Source organism: Micromonospora sp. NPDC005324, assembly GCF_040607155.1.
GTDB classification, from domain to species: domain Bacteria; phylum Actinomycetota; class Actinomycetes; order Mycobacteriales; family Micromonosporaceae; genus Micromonospora; species Micromonospora trifolii.
On sequence record NZ_JBEXGE010000017.1, the window covers coordinates 88,686 to 113,865 of the forward strand.

General features: G+C 70.8%; 23 protein-coding genes. 10 read left to right on the forward strand and 13 right to left on the reverse strand.

Annotated elements, in window-relative coordinates; translation table 11 throughout:
• Positions 1–85: 85 nt before the first annotated feature.
• From ABZS40_RS19090 to ABZS40_RS19100, 3 genes are all read right to left on the reverse strand, one after another.
• On the reverse strand, positions 86–1,699 hold the full coding sequence (locus ABZS40_RS19090) for a serine/threonine-protein kinase (protein ID WP_354944530.1): 1,614 nt from the start codon (positions 1,697–1,699) through the stop codon (positions 86–88).
• Between the two features lie 83 nt (positions 1,700–1,782).
• Positions 1,783–3,120, reverse strand: coding sequence for a glycosyltransferase family 4 protein (locus ABZS40_RS19095; RefSeq protein WP_354944531.1), 1,338 nt, complete (start codon positions 3,118–3,120; stop codon positions 1,783–1,785).
• A gap of 136 nt (positions 3,121–3,256) precedes the next feature.
• On the reverse strand, positions 3,257–5,200 hold the full coding sequence (locus tag ABZS40_RS19100; protein ID WP_354944532.1) for an amylo-alpha-1,6-glucosidase: 1,944 nt from the start codon (positions 5,198–5,200) through the stop codon (positions 3,257–3,259).
• Between the two features lie 42 nt (positions 5,201–5,242).
• Here ABZS40_RS19100 and ABZS40_RS19105 point away from each other — a divergent pair, with 42 nt between their 5' ends.
• On the forward strand, positions 5,243–7,951 hold the full coding sequence (locus tag ABZS40_RS19105; RefSeq protein ID WP_354944533.1) for a glucosidase: 2,709 nt from the start codon (positions 5,243–5,245) through the stop codon (positions 7,949–7,951).
• A 155-nt stretch (positions 7,952–8,106) separates the two neighbouring features.
• On the opposite strand, the gene ABZS40_RS19110 is transcribed toward ABZS40_RS19105, so the two are convergent.
• Both ABZS40_RS19110 and ABZS40_RS19115 read right to left on the reverse strand, forming a co-directional pair.
• Positions 8,107–8,496 (reverse strand): hypothetical protein, encoded by a 390-nt coding sequence (locus ABZS40_RS19110; protein WP_354944534.1) that lies wholly within the window; start codon positions 8,494–8,496, stop codon positions 8,107–8,109.
• A 52-nt stretch (positions 8,497–8,548) separates the two neighbouring features.
• Complete coding sequence (locus ABZS40_RS19115) at positions 8,549–8,932, reverse strand: DoxX family protein (RefSeq protein ID WP_354944535.1); 384 nt, start codon at positions 8,930–8,932, stop codon at positions 8,549–8,551.
• Positions 8,933–9,112: 180 nt separating this feature from the next.
• Here ABZS40_RS19115 and ABZS40_RS19120 point away from each other — a divergent pair, with 180 nt between their 5' ends.
• Positions 9,113–10,006: an RNA polymerase sigma-70 factor gene (locus tag ABZS40_RS19120; RefSeq protein ID WP_354944536.1), complete on the forward strand. Its 894-nt coding sequence runs from the start codon at positions 9,113–9,115 to the stop codon at positions 10,004–10,006.
• 62 nt (positions 10,007–10,068) lie between these two features.
• Here the strand turns inward: ABZS40_RS19120 and ABZS40_RS19125 are convergent, their stop codons facing one another.
• Positions 10,069–11,271, reverse strand: coding sequence for a low temperature requirement protein A (locus ABZS40_RS19125; protein ID WP_354944537.1), 1,203 nt, complete (start codon positions 11,269–11,271; stop codon positions 10,069–10,071).
• 178 nt (positions 11,272–11,449) lie between these two features.
• Here ABZS40_RS19125 and ABZS40_RS19130 point away from each other — a divergent pair, with 178 nt between their 5' ends.
• The 3 genes from ABZS40_RS19130 (at position 11,450) to ABZS40_RS19140 (ending at position 14,033) form a co-directional block, all read left to right on the forward strand.
• The gene (locus ABZS40_RS19130) at positions 11,450–12,028 is read left to right on the forward strand and encodes a TetR/AcrR family transcriptional regulator (protein WP_354944538.1); all 579 of its coding nucleotides are present in this window, start codon (positions 11,450–11,452) and stop codon (positions 12,026–12,028) included.
• A gap of 101 nt (positions 12,029–12,129) precedes the next feature.
• The gene (locus ABZS40_RS19135; protein ID WP_354944539.1) at positions 12,130–12,840 is read left to right on the forward strand and encodes an HAD family hydrolase; all 711 of its coding nucleotides are present in this window, start codon (positions 12,130–12,132) and stop codon (positions 12,838–12,840) included.
• Positions 12,841–13,247: 407 nt separating this feature from the next.
• Positions 13,248–14,033, forward strand: coding sequence for a L,D-transpeptidase family protein (locus ABZS40_RS19140; RefSeq protein WP_354944540.1), 786 nt, complete (start codon positions 13,248–13,250; stop codon positions 14,031–14,033).
• A gap of 13 nt (positions 14,034–14,046) precedes the next feature.
• Here the strand turns inward: ABZS40_RS19140 and ABZS40_RS19145 are convergent, their stop codons facing one another.
• The 7 genes from ABZS40_RS19145 to ABZS40_RS19175 form a co-directional block, all read right to left on the reverse strand.
• On the reverse strand, positions 14,047–14,322 hold the full coding sequence (locus ABZS40_RS19145; protein WP_354944541.1) for a hypothetical protein: 276 nt from the start codon (positions 14,320–14,322) through the stop codon (positions 14,047–14,049).
• A 47-nt stretch (positions 14,323–14,369) separates the two neighbouring features.
• On the reverse strand, positions 14,370–14,801 hold the full coding sequence (locus ABZS40_RS19150) for a hypothetical protein (RefSeq protein ID WP_354944542.1): 432 nt from the start codon (positions 14,799–14,801) through the stop codon (positions 14,370–14,372).
• A gap of 185 nt (positions 14,802–14,986) precedes the next feature.
• Positions 14,987–15,688, reverse strand: a complete 702-nt coding sequence (locus ABZS40_RS19155) for a VOC family protein (protein WP_354944543.1) — start codon at positions 15,686–15,688, stop codon at positions 14,987–14,989.
• 201 nt (positions 15,689–15,889) lie between these two features.
• The gene (locus ABZS40_RS19160) at positions 15,890–16,072 is read right to left on the reverse strand and encodes a DUF397 domain-containing protein (RefSeq protein ID WP_238672709.1); all 183 of its coding nucleotides are present in this window, start codon (positions 16,070–16,072) and stop codon (positions 15,890–15,892) included.
• Complete coding sequence (locus tag ABZS40_RS19165; RefSeq protein WP_354944544.1) at positions 16,066–16,866, reverse strand: helix-turn-helix transcriptional regulator; 801 nt, start codon at positions 16,864–16,866, stop codon at positions 16,066–16,068. The genes ABZS40_RS19160 and ABZS40_RS19165 overlap by 7 nt, the downstream gene beginning before the upstream one ends.
• 457 nt (positions 16,867–17,323) lie before the next feature.
• Positions 17,324–18,082 carry a hypothetical protein gene (locus ABZS40_RS19170; RefSeq protein ID WP_354944545.1) on the reverse strand — a complete coding sequence of 253 codons (759 nt, stop codon included), beginning with the start codon at positions 18,080–18,082 and terminating at the stop codon, positions 17,324–17,326.
• A 3-nt stretch (positions 18,083–18,085) separates the two neighbouring features.
• Positions 18,086–18,466, reverse strand: a complete 381-nt coding sequence (locus ABZS40_RS19175) for a PadR family transcriptional regulator (protein WP_354944546.1) — start codon at positions 18,464–18,466, stop codon at positions 18,086–18,088.
• A 213-nt stretch (positions 18,467–18,679) separates the two neighbouring features.
• Here ABZS40_RS19175 and ABZS40_RS19180 point away from each other — a divergent pair, with 213 nt between their 5' ends.
• The 5 genes from ABZS40_RS19180 (at position 18,680) to malQ (ending at position 25,170) form a co-directional block, all read left to right on the forward strand.
• Positions 18,680–19,966, forward strand: a complete 1,287-nt coding sequence (locus ABZS40_RS19180) for an ABC transporter substrate-binding protein (protein ID WP_354944547.1) — start codon at positions 18,680–18,682, stop codon at positions 19,964–19,966.
• On the forward strand, positions 19,963–20,946 hold the full coding sequence (locus ABZS40_RS19185) for a sugar ABC transporter permease (RefSeq protein ID WP_354944548.1): 984 nt from the start codon (positions 19,963–19,965) through the stop codon (positions 20,944–20,946). The genes ABZS40_RS19180 and ABZS40_RS19185 overlap by 4 nt, the downstream gene beginning before the upstream one ends.
• A 1-nt stretch (position 20,947) precedes the next feature.
• Positions 20,948–21,784, forward strand: a complete 837-nt coding sequence (locus ABZS40_RS19190; protein WP_354944549.1) for a carbohydrate ABC transporter permease — start codon at positions 20,948–20,950, stop codon at positions 21,782–21,784.
• Positions 21,785–21,794: 10 nt separating this feature from the next.
• The gene (gene ugpC / locus ABZS40_RS19195; RefSeq protein WP_354944550.1) at positions 21,795–23,003 is read left to right on the forward strand and encodes a sn-glycerol-3-phosphate ABC transporter ATP-binding protein UgpC; all 1,209 of its coding nucleotides are present in this window, start codon (positions 21,795–21,797) and stop codon (positions 23,001–23,003) included.
• Between the two features lie 163 nt (positions 23,004–23,166).
• A complete protein-coding gene (gene malQ / locus ABZS40_RS19200; RefSeq protein ID WP_354944551.1) occupies positions 23,167–25,170 on the forward strand; it encodes a 4-alpha-glucanotransferase in 2,004 nt (667 codons plus the stop codon).
• Positions 25,171–25,180: the final 10 nt, after the last annotated feature.

Here is a 25,180-nt window from a genome sequence, read left to right on the forward strand (position 1 = left end):
TAGCCACCAATGCCGGCTTTCTCATCCACTGAGCGGCCTCGATCCACGACGGACGGTGGTCCGGATCATGGCCATACGGTGCAGGTCAGCGGGGTGGTCGGAAACTCTCTCGCACCAGTTCCCAGTCGGCTGCGGCCCCGGCCCAGTCCTCATCCCGGGTGATCCAACCCAGCGTCCAGCGGTCGGCGCCGAGGACCTGCTGTCGGGCGTGCAGCCACGGGCCGTGCGGCGTCTGCCAGCGGAGCTCCCACTCGGCTCCGCCGTCGCCCGCGGCGAGCCGGATCTCGTCGTACCCCGGCAGGGAGCCCTCCCCGGCCGCCGCGTCGCGGGCGGTCCGCAGGAGTTGCAGGGGATCGACGGCGCCGCCTTCGGCGACGCTGAAGGCCCGCCCGGTCGCCGGGTCCTGGAAGCACGCCACAGTGCCGTCGCGGGAGGTCAGCCACGTCGCCGGTACGGAGACCCGGAAGCCTGCGGTGTCGGCGTGCCAGACCCAGCCGGGCGGCGGCCGGAGTTCTTCGCCCGCGGTCTGCGCGCCGGCCCGCACTGGTGTACCGGTGACGTCCGGGCGGACACAGGCGAACGGGGGCGGGGGGACGTTCCGCCCATTCGGCGGCGGGCCGGGCGGCGGCCCGGGACCGAACGGCCCGCCGTTGGGCGGACGGTTCGGCGGCGGGGAGGACCAGCCGGTGGGGTCGCTGGGCTTGTCGCCGACGACTGTCAGCGCGGTGCCGACGCCGGCCACGACGGCCACCAGCAGCGCCACGGCGACCACCGCCACCCGGCGCGCAGTGCGCCCGGCGGCCGCCGGATCCGGTGCCGGCGTGGGGGAGGCGCCACCGGCTGCGGCCGGGGTGGCCGGGTCGGGCAGCGGAACCCTGGGGTCCTGATCGTCGAAGCCGGTCGCGGCCGTGCTGAGCAACCGACGGGCCGTCTCGTGGTCGAGGCGCTCACGCGGCTCGCGGCGCAGCAACCCGTCCAGCACCGGCGCGAGCGCCCCGGCGTGTGGGGCAGGGTCCGGCGGGCCGGCGGCCAGCGCGCTCAGGGTGGCCATCGCGGTGCTGCGGGCGTACGGGGACTGCCCCTCCACGGCGGCGTGCAGGGTCGCCCCGAGCGACCACAGATCCGCGGCCACCGTTGACACCCCCTCGGCGGCCCGCTCGGGGGCCACGTACTGCGGGGAGCCGAAGACCATGCCGGGGCGGGTCATCGCGCCGTCGCCACCGTCGAAGGTGGCCAGCCCGAAGTCGGTGAGCATCACCCGCCCGTCGTGCGCCACGAGCACGTTCTGCGGTTTGATGTCGCGGTGCAGCACCCCGGCGGTGTGCGCGGCCTGGAGCGCGTCGAGCACGGCCAGCCCGATCCGGGCCGCGCGGGTCGGCTCCAGCGGCCCCTCGGCGTCCACCACGTCCTGGAGGGTGCGGGACGGGACGTACTCCATGACGATCCATGGGCTGCCGTCGACCGCGACGACGTCGTAGAGCCGGACCACGGCGGTGTGGTTGAGCCGGGCCGCGGCGCGCGCCTCCCGCATGGTGCGTGAGCGCACCTCGGCCCGTTCACCTTCGGCCAACCAACTCGGAGGAACGATCTCCTTGACCGCTACCTCGCGGTGCAGCATCTCGTCGCGGGCGCGCCACACCCGACCCATGCCCCCGCGACCCACCAGGTCGAGCAGCCGGTACCGACCGGCGATCAGCACCTGTGCACGCTCCTCCTCAGCCGCTGTCCGGGCTACACCCTAACCAGCGGATCGGAAGTCACCTATCGGTCGTCCGACTCGGCTCAGCAGGCGGCGTTCTCGGCAGCGGTGGCGAGCAGGTTCCCCTCCGGGATGGCGATGCGGGTCCGCCCGCCGCTCAGCCGGGCGGCGGCGCGTCGGGCCTGCACCGGGCCGTGTTCGCGACGGGCGGTGGCGTAGCTGGCGGCGGTGCGGGCCGCGATGGTGGCCCAGCCGTACCGCTCGCCGACCATCGTGCGGGCCCGGCGGGCCAGCCGCCGGGCGAAGACCTCGTCGCCGAGCAGTTGGCCGACCGCGCCGGCGAGCGCGTCCGGGTCGCTGTGCGGGAACGTCACCCCGGTCACGCCGGGTTCGACGATCTCGGCGAGGCCGCCGGTACGGGCCACGGCGAGAGGCGCTCCGGCGGCCGCCGCCTCCAGCGCCACCATGCCGAACGGCTCGTAGAGGCTGGGGACCACTGTCGCGTCGGTGGCGCCGAGCATCGCCGGTAGTTGGGTAGTGTCGAGGAACCCGGTGAACCGGACGGTCGAGCCGAGCGCCAGTCGCCGGGCCTCCGCCTCCAACTCGGTGCGGTACGGGCCGTCGCCGGCGATCACCACGCGCAGTCCTGGGTGTCGTTCGCGTAGCCGGGGTACTGCGTGCACCAGGTGCTGGACGCCCTTCTCGTAGACCAGCCGCCCGGCGTACCCGACCAACGGCCCGTCCCCGGCGAACCGTGCCCGGGCCGACGCGACCGCTCGGGGGCGGGCCCGCCAGGCTCGGTCGTCGACCCCGTTGGGCACCACGTCGACCTGGGCGGCCGGTACGTCGAACAGCGCGGTCACCTGGTCGCGCATGTACCCGGAGCAGACGATCACCCGGATGGATGAGTTGCTGAGCCACTGCTCGACGCCGTGGATGGTGCGGTTCATCTCCTCCGGCAGCCAGCCCTGGTGCCGGCCGGCCTCGGTGGCGTGCATGGTGGTGACCAGGGGCAGGTCCAGGTGCTCGGCGAGGGTGACGGCCGTGTGGGCGACGAGCCAGTCGTGGGCGTGGATGACGTCGTAGGAGCCGGCCTCGGTGGCGCGCAGGGCGGTGCGGGTGAGGGTGTGGTTGAAGGCCATCGTCCAGGCCAGCAGCGAGCCGGTGGCGAGGGGGAAGGTGACCGGGTCCTCGGGGGCGCGCAGGATGCGGACGCCGTCGGCGTACTCCTCCAGGGGCGCGCCGTCGCTGTGGCGGGTGACGACGGTGACCTCGTGGCCGGCGGCGGCGAGGGCGACGGAGAGGGCGTGCACGTGTCGACCGAGACCGCCGACGAGCACCGGCGGGTACTCCCAGGAGAGCATCAGCACCCGCAGTTGTCGGGCGGGGTTGATGTCGATCACGTGGGCATCGAGTGACATGCGGCCCCCTTTGAGTTGTCCCCGGGCGCGCGCCGACCGACACCGAATCGATGTCGCCGTCGCGTCTGGATCGAGGCCAATACTGCCGGGATCGCGATAACCAGCGGCGACACCACCGTTGCGGTCGTGTAAAGCGCTACTGGCTCTTTCGCCGCACCCGCAGCAGCTCGGCCACCGACCATGCCTGGAACGGGCACCCGGTAGCGGTGTGCGGCGCGAGGCCATCGGCCGTCTCGCTCACCGAGCCTATCCCATATTCCATCAAATGGGCCTCAATGCCAACGAACACGTCATCGACGGACATCTTTCCCCGACGCGCGGCGTCCACGTACGGGCCGAGCAACCACGGCCAGACCGTGCCCTGGTGGTAGCCCCCGTCCCGGTCGGCCGGGCCGCCCCGGTGCCGGCTGACGAACTCCGTGGAGTCCGGGGCCAGACTGCGCGGGCCGAGCGGGGTGAGCAGCCCGCCCGCGACCCGCCGCAGCGTGGCCTCGTCCGGCTCCATCGGCGCGTTCGGCAGCGACCAGGCCAGCAGCTGGTTGGGGCGCAACGCGTCGTCGTCGTGCAGGGCGGCGCCGCCCAACGGGTACGCCGGCGCCGGCGCGTCCAGCACGTCGTGCAGCCAGCCGGTCGGGGCCGGAAACCGCTCCCGGAACGAGGCGGTGGCCTGCCGGTGGCGTCGCCACAGCTCGTCGGCGTCCCGCCCGGCCAGCTCGGTCAGCTCCGCGATCCCGGCCAGCCCATTGATCCACAACGCGTTGACCTCGACCGGCTTGCCGGTGCGCGGGGTGACCGGCACCCCGTACACCCGGGCGTCCATCCAGGTCAGCGCGGTGCCGGCGGCGCCCTGGGTGAGCAGCCCGTCGGCCGGGTCGACCCGGATCCCATACCGGGTGCCGGCCGCGTGGGCGTCGATCACGGCGCGCAACGCGGGCAGCAGTTCGTCGCCGAGGTCGGTGTCGCCGGTGACTGTGACGTGCCGGCTCACCGCGTGCAGGAACCAGAGCGTGCCGTCGACGGTGTTGTACTCCACGCGACCGGTGTCGGCCGTGTTGGCGAGCATCCCCTCCGACAGTGTCGCCGCGTACGCCCGCAGCAGCTCCCGACCCTCATCGGCGCGACCCGTGCAGAGGAACAACCCCTCGTACGAGATCATCGTGTCCCGCGACCACGCCCCGAACCACGGGTAGCCGGCCACCACGTCCACGGCCGCCTGGTCGGTGCGCACCACGAACGCGTCGGCGGCCAGCGCCAGTGTGGCGTCCACGTCGTCGGCCGGCTTCGCCGTCGCCACCACCCGCCGGTTGCGCCGCCTCGCGGTCGCCACGATCTCCTCCTCCGGCGGCGGCTCCTCGTCGAGTCGACCGGCCCAGGCCCGCACCGACACCGTGTCGCCGGGGCGTTCCAGCTCACCGGAGAAGCGGCCCGCGTACCAGAGGTCCTCGTCGGCGTTGAGACCACGGTTGGCCTCCTCGCGGTGGTGCACGCCCAGCCACCACTGCCCCTCGGGCGACCAACCCGGGCCGGCGAGCCGGTACGCGCCCTCGACCACCGCGCCGTCGGCGACCGCCTCGACCTGCGGGACCGGGCCGTCGGCCCGCCGTTCGCCGTGCGCGTCCCGCCAGGTGCAGGCGGCCGACAGCTCCAGCCGGACCGGACCACCGGCGACCAGCCGGTGCACCACGGCGACGCAGGAGCGGCCGGGCAGCATGGCCAGCTCCCGTTCGATCACCACCGCGCCGATCCGCCACCGCCACCGGGGTAGCCCGTCGACCAGGTCGAAGCGTTCCAACAGCTCGAAGCCGCGCGGGTCCACGTCGCCGGAGGCCCACTCGTGCGCGCCGAGGCGTACCCGCGCCCCGGACGGCAGCGTGACCGCCGGATCGAGGCTGACCAGTCCCACTTGGCGGGACGCCGGCGTTTCGCCGGGAACCACCAACAGACCGTGGTAGCGACGTGTCCGCAGCCCGCCGACAGTGCCCATCGCGTAGCCGCCGAGGCCGTCGGGGACCAGCCACTCCCGGCTGGCCGCGCTGGTCAGATCGCCGCAGATCTGCGGGCCGAAGTGAATGTCGATCAACTTTCCTCCACCGGCGGCGGGGTGTAACACGCCACGACGAGAATGGCCGCTGTGGTCAAGTACCGCGGCGACGTCAAAGATGTGCACGTGATCACTGACCGATCGTCCTCCGACGCCTCGCCACCCGACGCTGAGCGGCTCCGGCTCGCCCAGGCCGACTCGGGGGAGCAGGACTGGCGTGCATGGGGTCCCTATCTGTCCGAACGGGCGTGGGGGACGGTACGGGAGGACTACAGCGAGCACGGTACGGCCTGGGACTACTTCCCGCATGACCACGCGCGGTCCAGAGCCTACCGGTGGAATGAAGACGGGATGGCCGGCGTCTGCGACGAACGACAGACCTTCGCGTTCGCCCTGGCCCTCTGGAACGGTAAGGATCCGATCCTCAAGGAGCGGATGTTCGGCCTCGGCGGTGACAGCGGCAACCACGGCGAGGACGTCAAGGAGTACTGGTGGTACGAGGACTCCACGCCCACCCACTCCTGGATGCGCTGGCGCTACCACTACCCGCAGGCCGCCTTCCCGTACGACGAACTCGTCGCGGTGAACGCGTTGCGCGGCCGCGACGACACCGAGTACGAGCTGGTGGACACCGGGATCTTCGACGACGACAGGTACTGGGCGGTGACCGTCGACTACGCCAAGGCGTCCCCGACCGACCTCTGCATGGTGGTGACCGTCGCCAACCGCGGCGACCAGGCGGCGACGCTGCACGTCCTGCCCACCCTGTGGTTCCGTAACACCTGGTCCTGGGGCCTGCCCGGCGGTGACCGGATCCCCCGGCTGACCGGCCAGGGCACCCGCCTCGTCGGCGAGCACCGGGTGCTCGGCCAACTGCTGCTGGAGGGCGACGGCGGCCCGTTGCCGCTGCTCTGCGACAACGACACCAACGCCGAACGGCTCTGGGGCCTGCCCGGCCGCTCCCCGTACCCGAAGGACGGCATCAACGACCACGTCGTCAACGGCGCCGGCACTGTCAACCCGGCGCGGGAGGGCACCAAGGGCGCGCTGCACTACGTGCTCGACGTGCCGGCCGGCGGGCAGCGCCAGATCCGACTGCGGCTGACCCGCACCGCGTCGCCGCCGGCCGCCGCTCCGCCGCCCCCGGCCGACCTCAGCGACGGCTTCGAGGCCGTGGTGTGGGCGCGGCGGGCCGAGGCGAACCGGTTCTTCGCCGGAGTGATCCCGCCGGCCGCCACACCCGACGAGGCGCTGGTCGCCCGGCAGGCCATCGCCGGGCTCATGTGGGGCAAGCAGTTCTACCACTTCGACGTCAAACGCTGGCTCGAAGGCGACCCGGGCTCGACACCGCCACCGGCCGGGCGTCGGCACGGGCGCAACAGCGCCTGGTGGCACATGACCAGCTTCGACGTCATCTCCATGCCCGACCCGTGGGAATACCCCTGGTACGCGGCCTGGGACCTGGCCTTCCACTGCGTGAGCATCGCCCGGGTCGACCCGGGCTTCGCCAAGGAGCAGATCCTGCTCCTGCTCCGCGAGTGGTACCTGCACCCCAACGGGCAGATCCCGGCGTACGAGTGGGCGTTCGGTGATGTGAACCCGCCGGTGCACGCCTGGGCGGCGCTGAAGGTGTTCGAGATCGACGGCGGCCGGGACTACGAGTTCCTGGCCCGGGTGATGCACAAGCTGCTGCTCAACTTCACCTGGTGGGTCAACCGCAAGGACACCGGCGGCAACAACGTCTTCGAGGGCGGCTTCCTCGGGCTCGACAACGTCGGGCCGTTCGACCGCTCGGCGGCACTGCCGGTCGCCGGAGTGCTGGAGCAGTCCGACGGCACCGGCTGGATGGGCATGTACGCGCTCAACCTGCTGGACATGGCAATCGTTCTCGCCGAACACGACCGGACCTGGGTGGACACCGCCACCAAGTTCTTCGAGCACTTCGCCTACATCGCCGCCGCCGCGTACGAGCAGGGGTTGTGGGACGACGAGGACGCCTTCTTCTACGACGTGCTGCGCCTCGCCGACGGCACGAAGGTGCCGCTGAAGGTCCGCTCCGTCGTCGGGCTGCTGCCGTTGGCCGCCACCACCCGCCTCACCGCCCGGACCCTGCACCACCTACCGGAGCTGGGCGCCCGGCTGCGCTGGTTCCTCACCAACCGCCCGGAGTACGCCCAGGTGATCGGCACCCGCCGACTGGGCCCCGACGGTCGGCAGCAGCGGCTGCTGTCCATGGTCGGCCCGGAGCAGGTGGTCCGCCTGCTCGCCCGGATGCTCGACCCCGACGAGTTCCTCTCCGACTTCGGCCTCCGTACGCTGTCCCGCGCGCACCTGGACAAGCCGTTCTCGGTCACCCTCGGCGGGCAGGAGTTCTCCGTCGGCTACGAGCCGGCCGAATCGACGAGCGGACTGTTCGGGGGCAACTCGAACTGGCGCGGCCCGATCTGGATGCCGACGAACTTCCTGCTGATCAGCGCGCTGCGCGACTACGCGGCGTTCTTCGGCGACGACCTCCAGGTGGAGTACCCGACCCGCTCCGGGGTGAAGCGCACCCTGGACGAGATCGCCGACGACCTCTCCGCCCGGCTGATCGCGCTCTTCACCCAGGACGACTGGGGTCGACGGCCGATCTACGGCGCCTGCCAGCTCTTCCAGACCCACCCGGACTGGCGGGACCTGATCGCCTTCCCCGAGTACTTCCACGGCGACAACGGGGCCGGCCTCGGCGCCTGGCACCAGACCGGCTGGACGGCCCTGGTAGCCGACCTGATCCTCACCCTGCGCCGCTGACCCCGTGTGGGCAACGACGTCCCGGGGCCCAACGTGTCCACCAATGTGGGGCGCATCTGGCGTCTGGGCCGTCGACGCTCCGCGGACCCCATGCCCGAGCTGCTCAAGGCCCATGGCATCAAGGGGCTGTTCGATCAGTGAGCCGCTGGCGAGGCTCACTGATAACCGACGTGGACGATCAACTCGCCGTCCTTGGGGCGGGCCCCCACGTAGACGGTCGCAGGGTCGAACACTGTCGGGGGCAGGCGCAGCTCCTCGGAGAGACCCATCTCGCGTGCCAGGTCCTCCGGAGACTGCCCTGCCGCCGGCACCAGTGTGATCGTTCGCCAGCATCCACCGGAGGCGCACTCCATGCTCTTGTCGGCGACAGTCGCTCCGGGCGGCACCCGCGGCATCCGTGACTCCGGTGGCAACGCGCCCTCGGTCTTGGACATCTGCAACCACAGGAACGACAGGCACCACAGGCACGACAGCAGGCCCAGCATGACGGACACGGCCACGAGGGTGCGCTTGGTGCGTCTGCGCAGCGCGGTCCGCGACGTCATCGCGCGAGGATAGCGGGTACCGTCGGCCAGCCGGGGCGGGAGTGTGCTCGGGTCAGCCGGTGAAGGGCTCGGGTCCGAGGCGACCCCAGGCCACGATCGCGGCCATCGCGAGGTAGACCAGATTCAGCACGATGAACCTCGCCTCGCCGTAGCGCAAGTGGGTGATCATCGCGCCGACCATGAGCAGGATCCAGCAGACGGCGCTCACCGGCACCAGCACCGGTGCGATGTCCAGCACGGCGGGCAGGATCAGGCCGACCGCGGCCAGGAGCTCAAGGACGCCGAGGGTCTTGACGAAACCCACGCTGGCGTCGCCGGTCCACCCGCCGCCGTTGGCCGCGGCCAACTTCGTCTTGGGTACGAATGTCTTGGTGATGCCGCCGGCCAGGGCGACTGCGGCCAGCAGTCCGGCCGCGATCCACAGTGCCAGGTTCATGAGTCATGCCTCCGTCTCGGGTCACACAGGAGACACCGCCGGCCGGTGCGCTGTGACGGCTCGTCGAGTGACGAGGAGCACGGGCGCCCGGCGTCACAGAAGGCCGGAGACCGGTGTCTGGTGGGCGACGCGGTCGAGTTCGGCGAGACTGGAGGAGGCATGGATGCGGGAGGCGGAATCATGAGTGCGGCCGGCCGGGGGGACCAAGCCGTCGACGTGTTCGTCACCCACCGGAACCTGCTCTTCACCGTCGCCTACGAGATGCTGGGCTCGGCCGCCGACGCGGAGGACGTACTCCAGGAGACCTGGCTGCGGTGGGCGGACGCCGATCTCGCCGCGGTGCGGGACCAGCGCGCCTACCTGGTCCGGATCACCACCCGACTGTCGCTCAACCGGCTCCGGACGGTCGGACGGCGCAGGGAGTCCTACGTCGGCTCGTGGTTACCCGAGCCGCTGTTGACCGCACCCGACGTCGCCGACGACGTCGAACTCGCCGAGAGCGTCTCGATGGCGATGCTGCTGGTGCTGGAGACGCTGGCGCCGACCGAGCGGGCGGTGTTCGTCCTCCGCGAGGTCTTCGACCTTGGATACGACGAGATCGCCGAGGCGGTCGACAAGAGGCCGGCCGCGGTCCGCCAGATCGCCCACCGCGCGCGGGCGCATGTCGCCGCGCGGCGGCCGCGCGGGATGGTCTCGCCGGCCGAAACCCGACGTGCGCTCAGCGCGTTCCGGCTCGCTGTCGAGACCGGCGACGTGCAGGGCCTGCTCGACGTCCTCGCGCCGGATGTCGTGCTCCTCGGCGATGGCGGCGGGATCAAGCAGGCGCTGCTGCGGCCGGTCGTCGGGGCCGACAAGGTGGCCCGCCTGCTGTGCAGCACCCACGCCAGGACGGCGACCATGTCGCTGCACCCCGCCCAGGTCAACGGTCACCCGGCGCTGGTTCTGCGCCTCGACGGCGCTGTCGACACGGTCCTCGCGCTGCGTATCGACGACGGTCTCATCAGCGGGGTCTACGCCGTGCGTAACCCCGAGAAGTTGTCGCACATGCGGAGCGAAACGGCCCTGCGCCGCTGACACGCCGTCGACGCGTTCCTGAAGAACGCTCTCTGCGGCTGACCAGCGCGTCGACACAGACCCTAGTACGGGGGCATGGGCGTCTCCGGCGACCGGTGGCGGGAGCGTCGGGTGTCCGCGCTGGCGACGCCGAGCAGCACCACGGCGACGGCGGCCCCGGCGGTGAGCGGCCGCAGGTGCAGTGCCGCCGGGATCAGCAGACCGAGGGCCAGCAGGCCGGCCAGTCGGGATCGGGAGACCCGGGCGAAGACCTGGTATTCGAGCGCCGCTCGTCCGGCGAGGAAGAGCGCCGGGCCGCCGAGGATGGCGATGAGCCAGGTCGCCGGGAGGTGCCCGAGCGGCTCGGTGATGAACAGTTCGAAGCCGACGCCCGTCAGGACGATCCCCGCGATCATGACCAGGTGGGCGAACGACATGTCGGTCGCGAGCCGGGCGGCGTCGCGGGAGCGGTCGATGGCCGCGTCCAACATTCCTCCCGCCACGTGAAAGTAGATCCGCCAGAGCAGGACGGTGCTCGCCAGCGCCAAGACGAACCCACCCGTCTGGTCGGCGTGAAACTCGCTGCCGCTGAAGGCGAGCCCGATGACGAAGATCGCCTCGCCGAGAGCGATGAGGAGGAACTGTTGGTACCGCTCGGCCAGGTGCTCGGCCGCGATCATCTGGACGCCGAGCCGTTGCGCGCCGAGCCGGGGGGTCGGCCAGCCGAGGAACAGTCCGGTGTAGTCGATCAGCACGGCGACAGTCCAGAGCGCCCCGCGAACCTTGCCGTCGTTGACCAGCCCACCGACGACCCAGAGCGGTGCGCTCAAGCCGAACCAGAACATGACCCGGATCGACTGCTGGGGGTCCGGCCGGCCGTGCCCGACGACGTGGAAGAACACCACTCGGCCGATCTGGAGGGTCACCAGGGTGATGGAGAAGAGTGAGGCCCGTGCGCCGAAGCCGTCGGGCACCGCGACGGCCATCGTCATGGCGCCGATCATCGTCATGACGATGACGGTCTGGACGATCGGCGTTTCCGGGTCCAGCCAACTGGTCGACCAGACGGTCAACGACCAGACCGCCCACAGGGCCAGGAACAGCAGCAGGGCCTGACCGAGCCCCGCGTACACGCCGTGTTGGCCGTCGGTGAAGTCGACGATCACCCGCGCCGAGATTCGGGTGAGGGCGAACACGAAGACCAGATCGAGGAAGAGTTCCAGGAAGGTTGCCCGCTGGAAGCTGGCCTCGCCACGTACCAGTCGGCCGCCGTGGGTCTCGCTCATCGGCTCGCCCCGCGCCGGTGCCGCCGAACGACCACGTACCCTCCCGTCGCGGTGATCTCCCCGCCTAACGAGCCAGGGGGCGGTTGTGGCACGTGGAGCGAGGGAGCCGGCGACCCACAACAGTCACCAATCCGTCACCCGACCGCTACGGCAGGTGTACGCCTCTACGCTCGTGGGCGTGCCCGGACCTGCCGAGAAGGCCACTGAACAGGACCGGCGTGACCTCATCGTCACGGTCGCGCGAGAGTTGGCCGAGACGGAGGGCTGGGCGGGGGTCACCACCCGACGGCTCGCCGAACGGACCGAGATCGACATGGGCGACATCTATCGGCACTTCGCCGATCTGGAGGCGCTGATCGCCGCCGTCGCGGTGTGCGCCTTCGCCGATCTGGCCGCCGATCTCGCCGAGGCGCACGCGGAGACCACCGGCAGCCCGGAGGGGGTCTGGCCGGCGGTCGCGACCGCGTACCTCGACTTCGCGTACACGAACCCCGAGGTCTATGACGCGATGCTCGCGCTGACCCCCGACCTTGCCCTCGGCGTGGATGGCGTGCCGGCGGCGCCGCGGGCGGTCTTCGCCGAGCTGCGGGCGGCCCTGACCCCGCTGGCCGAGGGGCGGGACCCGGACACCCTCGCCGAGGTGGGTTGGAGCCTGCTGCACGGCGTGGTGATGCTCACCCGCGGTGGCCGGCTGCGACCCGAGGGGCAGGAGGACCGCGAAGCGTTGATCGCGCAACGGTTGCTGCGGTGGCCCTGACCGGGCCGCCGCCGACGCCCCCGATCGTGGCAATTGATGCATCGATCTCGCGCCTATCCTGTCTCTCGGCCTTGAGGCCGGTGGCACGGGGAGGGGACGGCATGACGCTCGGCGTGGCGGCGCGACGGCAGGCACAGGTGTTGATCTTCGATGCGGACGACACGTTGTGGGAGAACAACGTCGTCTTCGAGCGGGTGATCGACGACTTCCTGGGCTGGCTGGACCACCCCACACTGGACCGGGCCGAGCTGCGGGCCGTCCTCGACGACATCGAGCGGGCCAACGCGGTGGCGCACGGGTACGGCAGCAAGGTTTTTCTGCGCAGCCTGGCGGAGTGCCTGGAGCGGCTGCGCGAGCGGCCGGCCACCGACTCCGAACGTCAGGAGATCAACCGGCTGGCGGTGGCCCTCGTCGAGCACCAGGTGGAGCTGATGCCCGGGGTGGCCGACGCGCTCGACGAGCTGGCCGGCCGGCACGAGTTGCTGCTGCTCACCAAGGGCGACCAGGAGGAGCAGCAGCGCAAGCTGGACGCCTGCGGCCTGCTGCACCACTTCGGGGCCGCGCACATCGTCGCGGAGAAGAACGTCGACACGTACCGGTGGCTCACTCGGGAGCACGGCTTCGCGCCGGACGACGCGTGGATGATCGGCAACTCCCCGAAGTCCGACATCCTGCCGGCGCGGGCGGCCGGGTTGAACGCGGTGTTCATTCCGAACGCGAACACCTGGGTGCTGGAGGACGACGAGCTGGACCCGACCGACGGCGGGGTGCTGCGGCTCGCCGCGTTCCGTGACCTGCTGCGCCACTTCTGACCGCGCCGACGCCAAACAGCGTCGGCGATCATGGTCGCGTTACGCCGACCTGCCCGATTTTCATCGTGGGATCAGTCCTGCCGTCGGTCGTCCAACGCGGCTTGTCCGGCCGGCCGGAGCCCGCCTAGCCTGTTCCGGCGCTCACGGCCCTTCGGGGTGTGTCGGGGCGCGTCGGCGTTCGGCGGGTGAGCACCGTGGAGCTGAGTGCGAAGTGGCTGGCTCACCCCGTTCTGGCGCGTGGCGTCGTGCCACGCCGGCGTCGCGGGGTGCCGGAGCTGTCCGCTTCCCTGTCGGACGGCCGAGGGTCAGGGCCGGGTAGTTGCGGACCCGGTCCTGACCCGCCCACGAATCGTCCGGCAGCGCGGTGCGGGGCAGACCGCGCGCCGGTCGACTGTCAGGATGGCGGCATGAAGCGCAGATCTCTCCTCCTCGGCGCGGCGGCGGGTCTGGCCGCCCCGGCCGTGCTCACCCCGGCCGCGCCCGCTCTCGCGGCGGACCGGCCGCTGCGGCCGGGCTGGGGCACGCCCCCGGGGCAGCGGCCCTGGTCGCTGCCGCAGCTGACGAACCGGGCCAGCGCGCTGACCACGCTGCCGACGGAGACGAAGCAGGTGATCATCGTCGGCGCCAGCAGCTACACCACCACCTACGCCACGCTGGAGGCGTACGTGCGGGTCCGGAACGGCTGGTTCCCGGCCTCCGCGTCGTTGCCCGCCCGGATCGGCTCGATGGGCTTCAGCGACAACCACGTGGAGGGTGTGCCGACCACGCCGACCGGCGTCTACTCGATCGGCCCCACCATGTACGGCATCGCCGCCAACCCGGGCGTGCTGTACCCCTACCACCGGCTGGTCAGCGGTGACTGGTGGAACGAGAATCCGTCGTCCGCGCGCTACAACACCTTCCAGCAGAGTGCGACCAACCCGGGCGTGCCCAGCGAGGCACTGTGGAAGGAGGTCCCCGCGTACACGCACTTCGCGGTGATCACCTACAACATGCCGCCGAACGTGCCGAAGCCGGTGCCGAACGCGGGAAGCGGGATCTTCCTGCACCAGTTCAGCACCAGCGCCGGCAACGCGACCGCTGGCTGCGTCTCCCTCGCCCACGCTCACCTGGTCGATGTGCTCAACTGGCTGGACCCGGCGCTGTCACCACGCATCGTGCTCAGCCCGTACGCCCAGCTGAGTCGATACTGAGAGCCGCCGCGGCTCAGTCGGCCTCGCGCCGGACGATCGCCACCGCCACCCGGCAGAACTCGTCCATGTCCGGGTTGAACCCGGCAGCGATGTCGGGATGCAACCCGGAGCGGGTCTCCTCCAACAGTCGCTGGCAGACCTGCTCGACCGGTTCGCCGGCGTAGCCGGAGCGGACTCGGTCGATGGCCGCCTGAAGCGCCGAGGTCAGCTGCTCCTCCAGCGGGCCGCGCAGCTTCTGCTGCACAGGATCGAGCCCGCGGGGGTCGAGCGTGACATGTGGCTCCGACATCGGTGCTCCCTTCGTCGGCGTCCGCGATACCCCACCGCGGACGTCGGTCAAACCCCTGTCGGTACGGCGGCGACCCGCACCTGGTACGAGAACTCCTCCGCCGGCTCCTCGTGGTACGACAGCCGGCGGATCTGCCGGTCGTCGTCGTAGAGGGCGACGTCCACCAGCACGCCGAGGTGGGCGAGGCCGATGCTCGACACCCGCTTCTTGTCCTGCAACACCGCGCAGACGCCGCCGAGCAGGGTGCTGGCGTCGGACGTACGGTGCCCGGGCGGGCAGCGCAACACCAGGTCCACCTCGATCGGCCCGGGCAACGGCGTCCAGCCGGTGCGCTGGGCCGCGACGAGGGCGGCCTGGAGCAGGGTGCGGACCCTCGCCGCCTGCCGGTGCCCGGCGGCGAAGATGGACAACGCTTCGGTCTTGACCGGTGGCAGGCCGCTCACCTCGAACGTCAGGGCGAGAGCGCGGGTGTCCTGCACGACGGCACCTCCTCGTTGGGACGATCCTGCCGAACCGGGGGAGCGGCGGTGGGATGTTCCCGCGATTACCAACCGATCGGGCAGGCATGGGTCGGCCGGAGGCGTGTCGACGGCGGCGGCGAACGCGCCGGCTACGGCGCTAGGAAAACGCTAGCCGACGATGCCCGCGCTCGGTAGTCGGTCGTTCACCCGGTGGGGCGTGGCGCGAAGGCGCAGAACTCGTTGCCCTCGGGGTCGGCCAGCACCCACCATCGGCTGTGGGCGCTCGGCTCGTGCAGCAGGGTCGCGCCCGCCGCGATCAGCGCGGTCGGCTCCGGGTCGGCCAGGTCGACGTCCCAGTGCAGCCGGTTCTTGACCGTCTTGGGCTCGGGCACCCCGACGAACACCCAGTAGTCCCAGGGGAACCCGGCCCCACCGACCACCGACGAGGTGGTCGAGTCGTGCTCGATGGTGCCGCCGACCACCCCGGACCACCAGGTTGCCTGGGCGGCCGGGTCGGCCGAGTCCACGACCAGCTCGAACGGACCCGGTCCGGTGCCCTCGCGGGCCGGAAACGCGCAGAACTCGTTGCCCTCCGGGTCGTCGAGCACCCACCAGGTCGCCTCGCCGTCCGGTTCGCGAACCAGCCGGGCGCCGTCCGCGAGCAGCGCCGCCGGGTCCGCGCCGGCCAACCGCAGATCCAGGTGTACGCGGGTCTTGCCGACCCGAGGCTCGGGCACCTTGTTCACCCAGATGGACTCGGCGTTGGAACGCGCCGAGCGGGGGTCCACCCGGGTGTCGTCGTCGCCGGCGTCGGCCACGTCGCCGTCGAGCATCCGGGCCCAGAAGGCGCCGAGTGCGAGCGGGTCGTTGGCGTCCAGACAGAGGTCCTTGAAGCGCGCGATCATGGCTCCAGCATGCCTGGTCCGGGTGGGCGTCCATGGAACAAGCGCCGCGTGCCGCTCGGCTGCCTCGTCGATCAAGGAGTTGTGGTGGGTGACAAAGTCCCCGCGTAACCGCAAAGCGCGCACCACAACTCCATGATCGACCGGCCTCACCGGAATTGCACGATCGGCGTGGGCGGGCGGTCTGGGGCCTGAAAGTCCCGGTCAGTGCTGCTTGGCGTACTCGACGAAGGTCTTCCAGGCCGTCGGGTCGACGTGCAGGGTGCCGCCGTCGCGGTCCTTGGTGTCGCGCACCAGCACCACGCTCGGCAGGTTGTCGGCGACCTCGACGCAGGATCCGCCGTTGCCGCCGGACCGGGTCGACTTTCGCCACTGTGGGGTCAGCATGCCCATGACTTCGCCACTTCCTTGATCAGCTCGGTTGACTGCCGGCGGGGGAGGGCCTCGTTCCGCACGATCTCCCACGTCTTCGCCAGCTTAGCGACGTCGGAGGATGCATCGACGAACTGCGCTGTGAGCTGGTTGTCGGCGTGAGCTACGCGCTCGCCGTCCGGCATCTCGGCGATGATGAACTGACCGGCCAGCCCCAGATACATCCCAGCATCCACCGGGACAATGTGCACCTGGATATGTTCCGCCGCCGCCAACTGGGCGAGGTGCTCGCACTGCTCGACCATGAGGCCCGGCTGGTCGAGCACCGGCCGGCGCAGCACCGCCTCGTCCAGCACGGCGATGAGCTGCGGCGGGCGCGGGCGGTGCAGGATCGTCTGCCGTTCCAGCCGGGAGGCGACGATCCGGTCCACGTCCTCGGCGTCGAACCGGCCACCGGCCAGCGTCGCGCGGGCGTACCGCTCGGTCTGGAGCAGGCCCGGCACGTACGCCAGCTCGAACCAGCGCAGCGTTGTCGCCTCCCGCTCGAACTCGATCCACTCGCGCAGCCAGGCCGGCTCGGCGTCGAGCCGGGCCAACCCGTCCAGCATGCGGAGGAAGCGTCCGCCGGTCTGGTGGTGGGTGTCGACCGCCTTCATGTACTCCTTCGTGGGCGGTCGCCCGCCGGTCTCCACCGAGCTGACGTGCGATCCCGAATAGCCGATGCCCCTGCCGAAGTCGTCCTGACTGAGCGCGAACCCCGTCCGGAACAGGCGCAGTTCCTCCAGCACGTAGTCGGTGACGGTCCCCATCGATTCCCCAACCTTCGCTCAGTCTGGCTCGGCGTGTCCCTCATGAGTGCTCACCTGGACCGCTGAGCTGCACGGATGGCGCGAGCACGTATCGACGGTAGTCGCCTCATCACCAGACTGTCACCAGTGGCGGGTCCGCTGGTGGCCGGATGGCGGCGGTGGGTCCCTGCCCTTGGGGTCGCTCCCGCCTCCCCCTTGCGGGAGCGGCCCCTTCCCCGTCCCGGAGGAGGTCGATGTGCTCACCCCGACAGCCCAGCAGCCCTCGGGGCGGTGGCGGTGATGGTGGTCCGGCCGCCCGTCCCGCACGTCGCCATGCGCCCGCTGTGGCGATGCCGCAACTGTGGCACCGAGTGGCCCTGCCAGCCGGCCAAGCTCGCCCTGTTGACGGAGTACCGGGCCAGCCGGACCGCGCTGCTGATCTACCTCGGCACGCTGATGCACGAGGCGACGAACCAGCTCACCCAACTCCACCCGGATCATCCACCGACCAGGATGACCGAGCGCTTCCTCTCCTGGGCCAGGGCCCGGAGCTGACGCTGGTGGCTTCCGGGTGCGAGGTGTCGGAGGCGGCCCGGCCCTCGCGCAGTGACAAGCGACGCGCCAGCACCGTGGCGCCCGCGAGCGCGGCCAGGACCATGGCGATCTCCGCGACCACCACCGGCGGTGCCAAGCTGTAGCCGGTGGACCAGGCGAAGCCGACGGTGATCGGCATGATGATGACGCCGGCCACCGGCACGAGGACTGCCATCATCCGCGCCGTCCGCCGGATCCTGGGCAGCTCGCGAAGCAGGGTCCGCACCGCGATGACCGCTCCCGCGGTGACCACGGCGCCCGGTACGCCGTAGTAGACGGCGATTGCGAGCTGGATCGGTACCTTGATCGAGCGAGGGATGTCGACAAGATTGACGAATATCGGGAAGGCCGCCATCAGGAGGCCGTAGCCGAGCACCGCACCGAGCAGCGCGCCGAGCAGCGCGGTGCCGAGAATGCGGCCGTAGTCGCCGCGCACTCGTCGGACGCCGGCCTCGTCGGCGAGCCGCCGCGCGAAGCCGGCAATGTCACCGCCGAGCAGCTGCACAGGATCGCCCCCGTCGGCGGCCGCGGCCCGCAGGTCGAGGCGCAGGTCCGCGGCGAGTGCCGCCCGATCGGCCGAGCCGACCCCGTACCCGCGCCACGCCTGGTCGGCTTCGCCCAGAAGGCGGTCGATGGTGTCCATGGGTCAACTCCTCGTGGGGTTGTGGTCGAGCGGGCAGAGAACGGCGTCGACGGTGTCGGTGAAGCGGTTCCACTGTTTCTGCCAGGCATCCAGGTGGGTCCGACCGGAACCGGTCAGCGCGTAGACCTTTCGGGGCGGGCCGGTCGGGCTGACCTGCTGTTCATGAGCGACAAGGCCAAGTCGGCGCATCCGGGTCAGCAGGGGATAGATGGTGCCGTAGCTGATGGCGCCGAAGCCGGCCGCCTCCATCCGCCGAACCAGCTCGTAGCCGTGCGCGGGCTCGCGTGCCAGCAGCGCCAGCAGACACATGTCGAGCGCGCCCCGCAGAAGTTGGGTCTGCCGGTCGTTGTCGTCGATGGACTGGCTCTCCGCCGCCGCTACCATGCGACACATATTACCTTGCTATTCGGCGTCGCGATATACCGAAGCGGACTTCCGCTGTGACAGCCAGGTTTCGTGGCTCCACGGGTGGGGCAGAGTAGCCGCTACAGAGCATCTGGGCCGGTGTTTCCGCAGCCTGCCGACTCGGAATCGGCTCGCCGTGCGCCGGGGCACGGATGCCCTCCCCGGTCTTTCGCCGAGGAGAGGGGGAGTGCGATGACGGACCCCGAAACGGCTCGACACCGACGCCGGCCGGTTGTTCGGCTGGGCGCGGCGGCTGCCGCGCTGGCACTCGTCGCGCCGCTGGCCGCGTGCGGCGCGGACGACGCTGGTGGCCCACCGACGATCAACCTGTACTACCCGCCCGAGCAGAACCTGCAGAAGGTCGTCGACGACTGCAACGCGCAGGCCCAGGGACGGTACGAGATCGCCTACCGGGTGCTGCCCCGGCAGGCCGACGACCAGCGGGTGCAGATGGTGCGCCGGCTGGCCGCCGAGGACAGCGGGATGGACCTGCTCGGGCTGGACGTCACCTGGACCCAGGAGTTCGCCAGCGCCGACTGGATCCGCGAGTGGACCGGCCAGGACAAGGCCGAGGTCGAGCAGGGCACCCTCGCCGGGCCGTTGGACACCGCCCGGTACGAGGACAAGGTGTACGCGGCGCCGAAGAACACCAACGTCCAGTTGCTCTGGTACCGCAAGGACCTGGTGCCGCAGCCGCCGACCACCTGGGACCAGATGATCAGCGCGGCCCAACAGCTCAAGGACCAGGGCAAGCCGTACCAGGTGCTCACCATGGGCGCTCAGTACGAGGGCCTGGTCGTCCTCTACAACACCCTGGCCGAGAGCGCCGGGGGGAAGATCCTCAACGACGACGGTACGCAGGCCGTGATGGACGAGGGCACGGTCCGGGCGTTGGAGCAGCTGAAGAAGTTCGCCACGTCGGGCGTGACCTCGCCGTCGTTCAGCAACGCCACAGAGGACCCGGTCCGGCTGGAGTTCCAGTCCGGCTCCGGTGCGTTCCAGGTGAACTGGCCGTTCGTCTACCCGGCCCTTCAGGAGGCGAACCCGGAGCTGGCCAAGCAGGTCGGCTGGGCTCGGATTCCGGGCATCGACGAGGGCACCCCCAGCAAGGTCACCATCGGTGGGGTCAACCTGGCGGTCAGCTCCTACTCCAAGCACCCGGAGCAGTCCTTCGAGGCGGCCCGGTGCATCCGCAGCGCCGAGCACCAGAAGTTCTCCGCCATCAACGACGGTGTGCCGCCGACCATCGAGGCGGTCTTCAACGACCCGGAGATGACCGAGGCGTACCCGATGAAGGACACCATCCTGGAGGAGTTGAAGGAGCCGGCGACGCGTCCGCTGACCCCCGCCTACCAGAGCATCTCCACAGTGATGTCGGCGATCCTGTCGCCGCCGTCCGGGATCCGTCCGCAGCAGACCGCCGACGAGCTGCGCGGCGCCATCGCCGACGCCCTCCAGTCCAAGGGGGTCCTGCCGTGAGCATCAACGCCACGCCGACCGGCGCCGATGTCGCCGCCGAGGAGACCCGCCGGCCCGCCGCCGTACCGAAGCAACGCGGCGGCCGTCGCAAGCCAGCACGGAGTGAGAACAAGAAGGCCGAACGCCGACTCGGTCTGCTGCTCTGCGCGCCGGCCGCGCTGGTCATGATCGCGGTGACCGCGTACCCGATCATCTACTCGGTCTGGCTGTCGTTGCAGCGCTTCGACCTGCGCTTCCCCGACCAGCGTGAGTTCATCGGGCTGGAGAACTACGTCACGGTGCTCACCAACGAGTTCTGGTGGACCGCGTTCGGGGTGACCATGCTGATCACTGTGGTCACCGTCGCCGTCGAGCTGGTGCTCGGCATGGGCCTGGCGATCATCATGCACCGCACCCTGGTCGGCCGCGGCCTGGTCCGGACCTCGGCGCTGATTCCGTACGGCATCGTCACGGTGGTCGCCGCGTTCTCCTGGCGGTACGCCTGGACGCCCGGCACCGGCTACCTGGCCGACCTGTTCAGCGACGGCGCGCCGCTCACCGAACGGGCCAGCTCCCTGGCGATCATCATGCTGGCGGAGATCTGGAAGACCACCCCGTTCATGGCGCTGCTGCTGATGGCCGGGCTGGCGCTGGTCCCGGAGGACCTGCTCAAGGCGGCCTCCACCGACGGCGCGACGGCCTGGCAGAAGTTCACCAAGGTGATGCTGCCGGTGATGAAGCCAGCGATCCTGGTCGCGTTGCTGTTCCGCACCCTGGACGCGTTCCGGGTCTTCGACAACATCTTCGTGTTGACCGCCGGAGGCAACGAGACGTCGTCGGTGTCGATGCTCGCCTACAACAACCTGATCCGGGGTCTCAACCTTGGCATCGGTTCGACGATGTCGGTGCTGATCTTCATCACCGTGGCGATCATCGCCTTCGTCTTCGTGAAGCTGTTCGGCACCGCTGCTCCGGGCAGCGACGACGGAGAGAGGCGCTGACATGGCTGTCGAAACCACTACCAGGGCAAAGCTGCGCTGGGGTCTGCTCGACGTCCTCGTGGTCGTCTTCGCGCTGGTCCCGGTGCTGTGGATCGCGTCGCTGTCGTTCAAGACACCGGCCACCCTCACCGACGGGAACTTCATCCCCCGGGAGTGGACGCTGGACAACTACCGGACCATCTTCGACACCGACCAGTTCGTCCGGGCACTGGTCAACTCGATCGGCGTCGCGCTGATCGCCACGCTGGTCGCGGTGGTGCTCGGCGCGATGGCCGCGTACGCGATCAGCCGGCTGGACTTCCCCGGTAAGAAGCTGCTGGTCGGCGTCTCCCTGCTGATCGCGATGTTCCCGCAGGTGTCACTGGTGTCGCCGCTGTTCGAGATCGAGCGTCAGCTCGGAATCTTCGACACCTGGCTCGGGCTGATCCTGCCGTACATCACCTTCGCGTTGCCGCTGGCGATCTACACGCTGTCGGCGTTCTTCAAGCAGATCCCGTGGGACCTGGAGAAGGCCGCGAAGATGGACGGCGCCACGCAGGGTCAGGCGTTCCGGCGGGTGATCGCGCCACTGGCCGCGCCCGGGCTGTTCACCACGGCGATCCTGGTCTTCATCTTCTGCTGGAACGACTTCCTGTTCGCGATCTCGCTGACCTCGACCGAGCGGTCCCGCACGGTGCCGGCCGCGTTGTCGTTCTTCACCGGCGCGTCGCAGTTCGAGGACCCCACCGGGGCGATCTGCGCCGCCGCCGTGGTCATCACCGTTCCGATCATCCTGTTCGTTCTCTTCTTCCAGCGTCGCATCGTGTCCGGTCTGACCTCCGGCGCGGTAAAGGGATAGGTGGGTAGTCATGGCTGACATCGTGCTGGACAAGGTGAGCAAGAGCTTCCCGGACGGGACCGTCGCCGTGCAGGACGTCGACCTGGAGATCGCCGACGGCGAGTTCGTGATCCTGGTCGGGCCCTCGGGCTGCGGTAAGTCCACCACCCTCAACATGATCGCCGGGCTGGAGGACATCAGCTCCGGTGAGCTGCGCATCGCCGGGCAGCGGGTCAACGACAAGGCCCCCCGGGACCGGGACATCGCCATGGTGTTCCAGTCGTACGCGCTGTACCCGAACATGACGGTGCGGGAGAACATGGCGTTCCCGTTGCGGCTGGCGAAGCTCGACAAGGAGACCATCGACCGCAAGGTCGACGAGGCGGCGAAGGTGCTGGAGCTGACCACGCTGCTGGACCGCAAGCCGGCCAACCTCTCCGGTGGCCAGCGTCAGCGGGTGGCGATGGGCCGGGCGATCGTCCGCCAGCCGAAGGCGTTCCTGATGGACGAGCCGTTGTCCAACCTCGACGCCAAGCTGCGGGTGCAGATGCGCACTGTGGTGTCCCGCCTGCAGAAGCAGCTCGGCACCACCACCGTGTACGTCACCCACGACCAGACCGAGGCGATGACCCTCGGCGACCGTGTGGTGATCATGCGCGGAGGCGCGGTGCAGCAGGTCGGGCCGCCACAGGAGCTGTACGACCACCCGAAGAACCTCTTCGTGGCCGGCTTCATCGGCTCGCCGTCGATGAACTTCCTGCACGCCGCCGTGCAGGAAGGCGAGCTGCACACCGCAGTGGGCACGGTGCCGCTCGGTGACCGGGTCCGCCGGGAGCTGGAGGCGGCCGACGCGCCCCGCGAGCTGATCCTCGGTATCCGGCCCGAGCACTTCGAGGACGCCGAACTGGTCGACGACGACACCCGTCGGCGGGGCATGGAGTTCGAGGCGCCGGTGGACATCGTCGAGTCGATGGGCTCGGACAAGTACGTCTACTTCACCGTCGAGGGTGAGAAGGCCAGCGCCGCCGAGTTGGAGGAGTTGGCCGCCGACGCGGGCGCCGCCGACTTCGCCGGGGCCGGCGGCAACCTGGTGACCCGGTTGTCCGCCGAGTCCCCGGTCGCCGAGGGGCAGACGCGCCGGGTCTGGTTCAACCTGGAGAAGATCCACCTGTTCGACCCGGCCAACGGCCGCAACCTGACCCTGCACGAGGGTCGGGCCGCCGGCGCGCTCGCCGACTGACAACCCGATCGCGCCGATCTTGCACTTTCGGTTGTCGATACAGGTGGAATGCCCCTTGTGTCGGGACAGCAAGTGCAAGATCGGCGCGGAGGGGGGCGTGTTCTGCGGCTTGGGGGTGGGCGTGGCAGGGTGGTTGCAGGTTGCGTTGTGAGGCGGGGGACGGATGAACCGACGATTGGCCGCGCTGGCCAACGCGCACGGTGTTTCCACCTGGTACGAGGATTGGCGGCACCGCCGCGTCGAGGTCGCACCGGAGACCGTGGTGGGTGTGCTGGGGCTGCTCGGCGTGGATGCCACCAGCCCGGCGGCGATCGCCGACGGGCTCACCGCCGCCCGTGCTGTCGACCGGAGCGCCCTGCCGGAGACGGTAGTGCTCACCCACGGTCGCGGCCGGGCGCTGCCCGGCCCGGGGGTGGTGACCCTGGAGGACGGTGGCCGCCGCGCGGTCGACGGTGAGTTGCCGGCGGACCTGCCGCTGGGGTGGCACCGGCTGGCCTGCGCCGATCGGGAGCTGACAGTGGTGGTGGTGCCGCGCCGGCTGCCCGTGCCGCCGTCGAGCTGGGGGTGGATGCTCCAGCTCTACGCGCTCTCCTCGGAGCGTTCCTGGGGCATGGGCGACCTCGGTGACCTTGCCGAGTTCACCGGTTGGGCCGGTGCCACCGGGGCGGGGCTGGTGCTGCTCAACCCGCTGCACGCGGTCGGGCCGGCGCACCCGGTGGCCACCTCACCGTATTCGCCGGCCAGTCGACGCTTCGTCAATCCGCTCTACCTGCGGGTCAGCGACACCGCCGCGTACCGGGCGGCGGACCCAGCGACCCGTGCGGTGGTCGACGCGTTGCGTCCCGACCGGGGGGCCCTGATCGACTACGACGAGGTGTGGGCCGCCAAGCGGCGGGCCCTGGAGTTGCTGCACCCGTACGCCCAGCCGGTGGATCTTGCCGCGGACCCGGCGCTGACCAGCTTCGCCACCTGGTGCGCGCTCGCCGAGCGGCACGGCAACGACTGGCGGGCCTGGCCGGCGGAGCTGCACCACCCGGACGCCCCGGCGGTCGCCGAGCAGCGTCGGCACCTCGCCGACCGGGTCGCCTTCCACGCCTGGCTGCAACACCTCTGCGACGAGCAGCTCGACGCCGTCACGGCGGCGGCCCGCTCGGCGGGGATGCCGGTCGGTGTCGTGCACGACCTGGCCGTGGGGATCGACCCGGGCGGCGCGGACGGGTGGCAGCTCGCCGACGTGCTGGCCCAGGGCGTGCGGGTCGGCGCGCCGCCGGACGACTTCAACCAGCTCGGCCAGGACTGGGGGCTCGCCGCGTGGCGCCCGGACCGGCTCGCCGCCACCGGCTACGCCGCGTACCGGGACATGCTGCGCCGCGTCCTGCGGCACGCGGGTGGCCTGCGGGTCGACCACGTCGCCGGTCTGTGGCGACTGTGGTGGGTGCCGCCGGGCGGCGGCGCCGCCGAGGGCACCTACGTGCGCTACGACGCCGAGGCGATGCTCGGCATCCTCGCGTTGGAGGCGCAGCGGGCGGGCGCTGTGGTGGTCGGTGAGGATCTCGGCACGGTCCAACCGGCGGTGACCCGAGGGTTGCGGGGGCGCAACATGCTCGGCTCGACAGTGCTGTGGTTCGCGCGTGACGAGCCCGGTGACTTCGTCCCACCGGCCCGGTGGCCGCAAAACGCCCTCGCCACCATCTCTACCCACGACCTGCCCACCGCGCCGGGCTTCCTGACCGGTGAGCACGTGCGGGTGCGCGACGAGTTGAAGCTGCTCGGCACCGACGTGGCGGTGGAGCGGGCCCGCGCCGCCGCCGACCGGGACCGGCTGCTCGCGATGCTGGCCGCCGAGAACCTGCTGCCCGAGTCGACGCCGGGGTCTGAGTCGGCTGAACCGGCGAAGACGCCCGACGACGGCGAGGTGGTGGTGGCGATGCACGCCGCGCTCGCGGCCAGCCCGACCCGGCTGCTCGGCGTCTCCCTCTACGACGTGCTGGGCGAGGTGCGCCAACCCAACATGCCGGGCACTGTGGACGAGTATCCGAACTGGCGGCTGCCGCTGCCGGCCAGCGTGGCGCAGATCAGCGCGGACCCTCGGGTGGCTCGGATCGTCGACCTGCTCAGCGCCGCCCGCCCACGACCGGCCGACCCGCCGCCAGCCGCCGAGGAGTGACGCGGCCCGG

Bases quoted from the DNA above. Each gene is read 5' to 3' on its own strand.
- malQ (WP_354944551.1), top strand. From the start codon at position 23,167: ATGAACCGACGATTGGCCGCGCTGGCCAACGCGCACGGTGTTTCCACC.
- ABZS40_RS19120 (WP_354944536.1), top strand. From the start codon at position 9,113: ATGAGTGCGGCCGGCCGGGGGGACCAAGCCGTCGACGTGTTCGTCACC.
- ABZS40_RS19190 (WP_354944549.1), top strand. From the start codon at position 20,948: ATGGCTGTCGAAACCACTACCAGGGCAAAGCTGCGCTGGGGTCTGCTC.
- ABZS40_RS19160 (WP_238672709.1), bottom strand. From the start codon at position 16,072: ATGCTGACCCCACAGTGGCGAAAGTCGACCCGGTCCGGCGGCAACGGC.
- ABZS40_RS19110 (WP_354944534.1), bottom strand. From the start codon at position 8,496: ATGACGTCGCGGACCGCGCTGCGCAGACGCACCAAGCGCACCCTCGTG.
- ABZS40_RS19105 (WP_354944533.1), top strand. From the start codon at position 5,243: ATGGCCGCTGTGGTCAAGTACCGCGGCGACGTCAAAGATGTGCACGTG.
- ABZS40_RS19145 (WP_354944541.1), bottom strand. From the start codon at position 14,322: ATGTCGGAGCCACATGTCACGCTCGACCCCCGCGGGCTCGATCCTGTG.
- ABZS40_RS19140 (WP_354944540.1), top strand. From the start codon at position 13,248: ATGAAGCGCAGATCTCTCCTCCTCGGCGCGGCGGCGGGTCTGGCCGCC.
- ABZS40_RS19165 (WP_354944544.1), bottom strand. From the start codon at position 16,866: ATGGGGACCGTCACCGACTACGTGCTGGAGGAACTGCGCCTGTTCCGG.
- ABZS40_RS19155 (WP_354944543.1), bottom strand. From the start codon at position 15,688: ATGATCGCGCGCTTCAAGGACCTCTGTCTGGACGCCAACGACCCGCTC.
- ABZS40_RS19135 (WP_354944539.1), top strand. From the start codon at position 12,130: ATGACGCTCGGCGTGGCGGCGCGACGGCAGGCACAGGTGTTGATCTTC.
- ABZS40_RS19115 (WP_354944535.1), bottom strand. From the start codon at position 8,932: ATGAACCTGGCACTGTGGATCGCGGCCGGACTGCTGGCCGCAGTCGCC.
- ABZS40_RS19175 (WP_354944546.1), bottom strand. From the start codon at position 18,466: ATGGTAGCGGCGGCGGAGAGCCAGTCCATCGACGACAACGACCGGCAG.
- ABZS40_RS19125 (WP_354944537.1), bottom strand. From the start codon at position 11,271: ATGAGCGAGACCCACGGCGGCCGACTGGTACGTGGCGAGGCCAGCTTC.
- ABZS40_RS19170 (WP_354944545.1), bottom strand. From the start codon at position 18,082: ATGGACACCATCGACCGCCTTCTGGGCGAAGCCGACCAGGCGTGGCGC.
- ABZS40_RS19095 (WP_354944531.1), bottom strand. From the start codon at position 3,120: ATGTCACTCGATGCCCACGTGATCGACATCAACCCCGCCCGACAACTG.
- ugpC (WP_354944550.1), top strand. From the start codon at position 21,795: ATGGCTGACATCGTGCTGGACAAGGTGAGCAAGAGCTTCCCGGACGGG.
- ABZS40_RS19180 (WP_354944547.1), top strand. From the start codon at position 18,680: ATGACGGACCCCGAAACGGCTCGACACCGACGCCGGCCGGTTGTTCGG.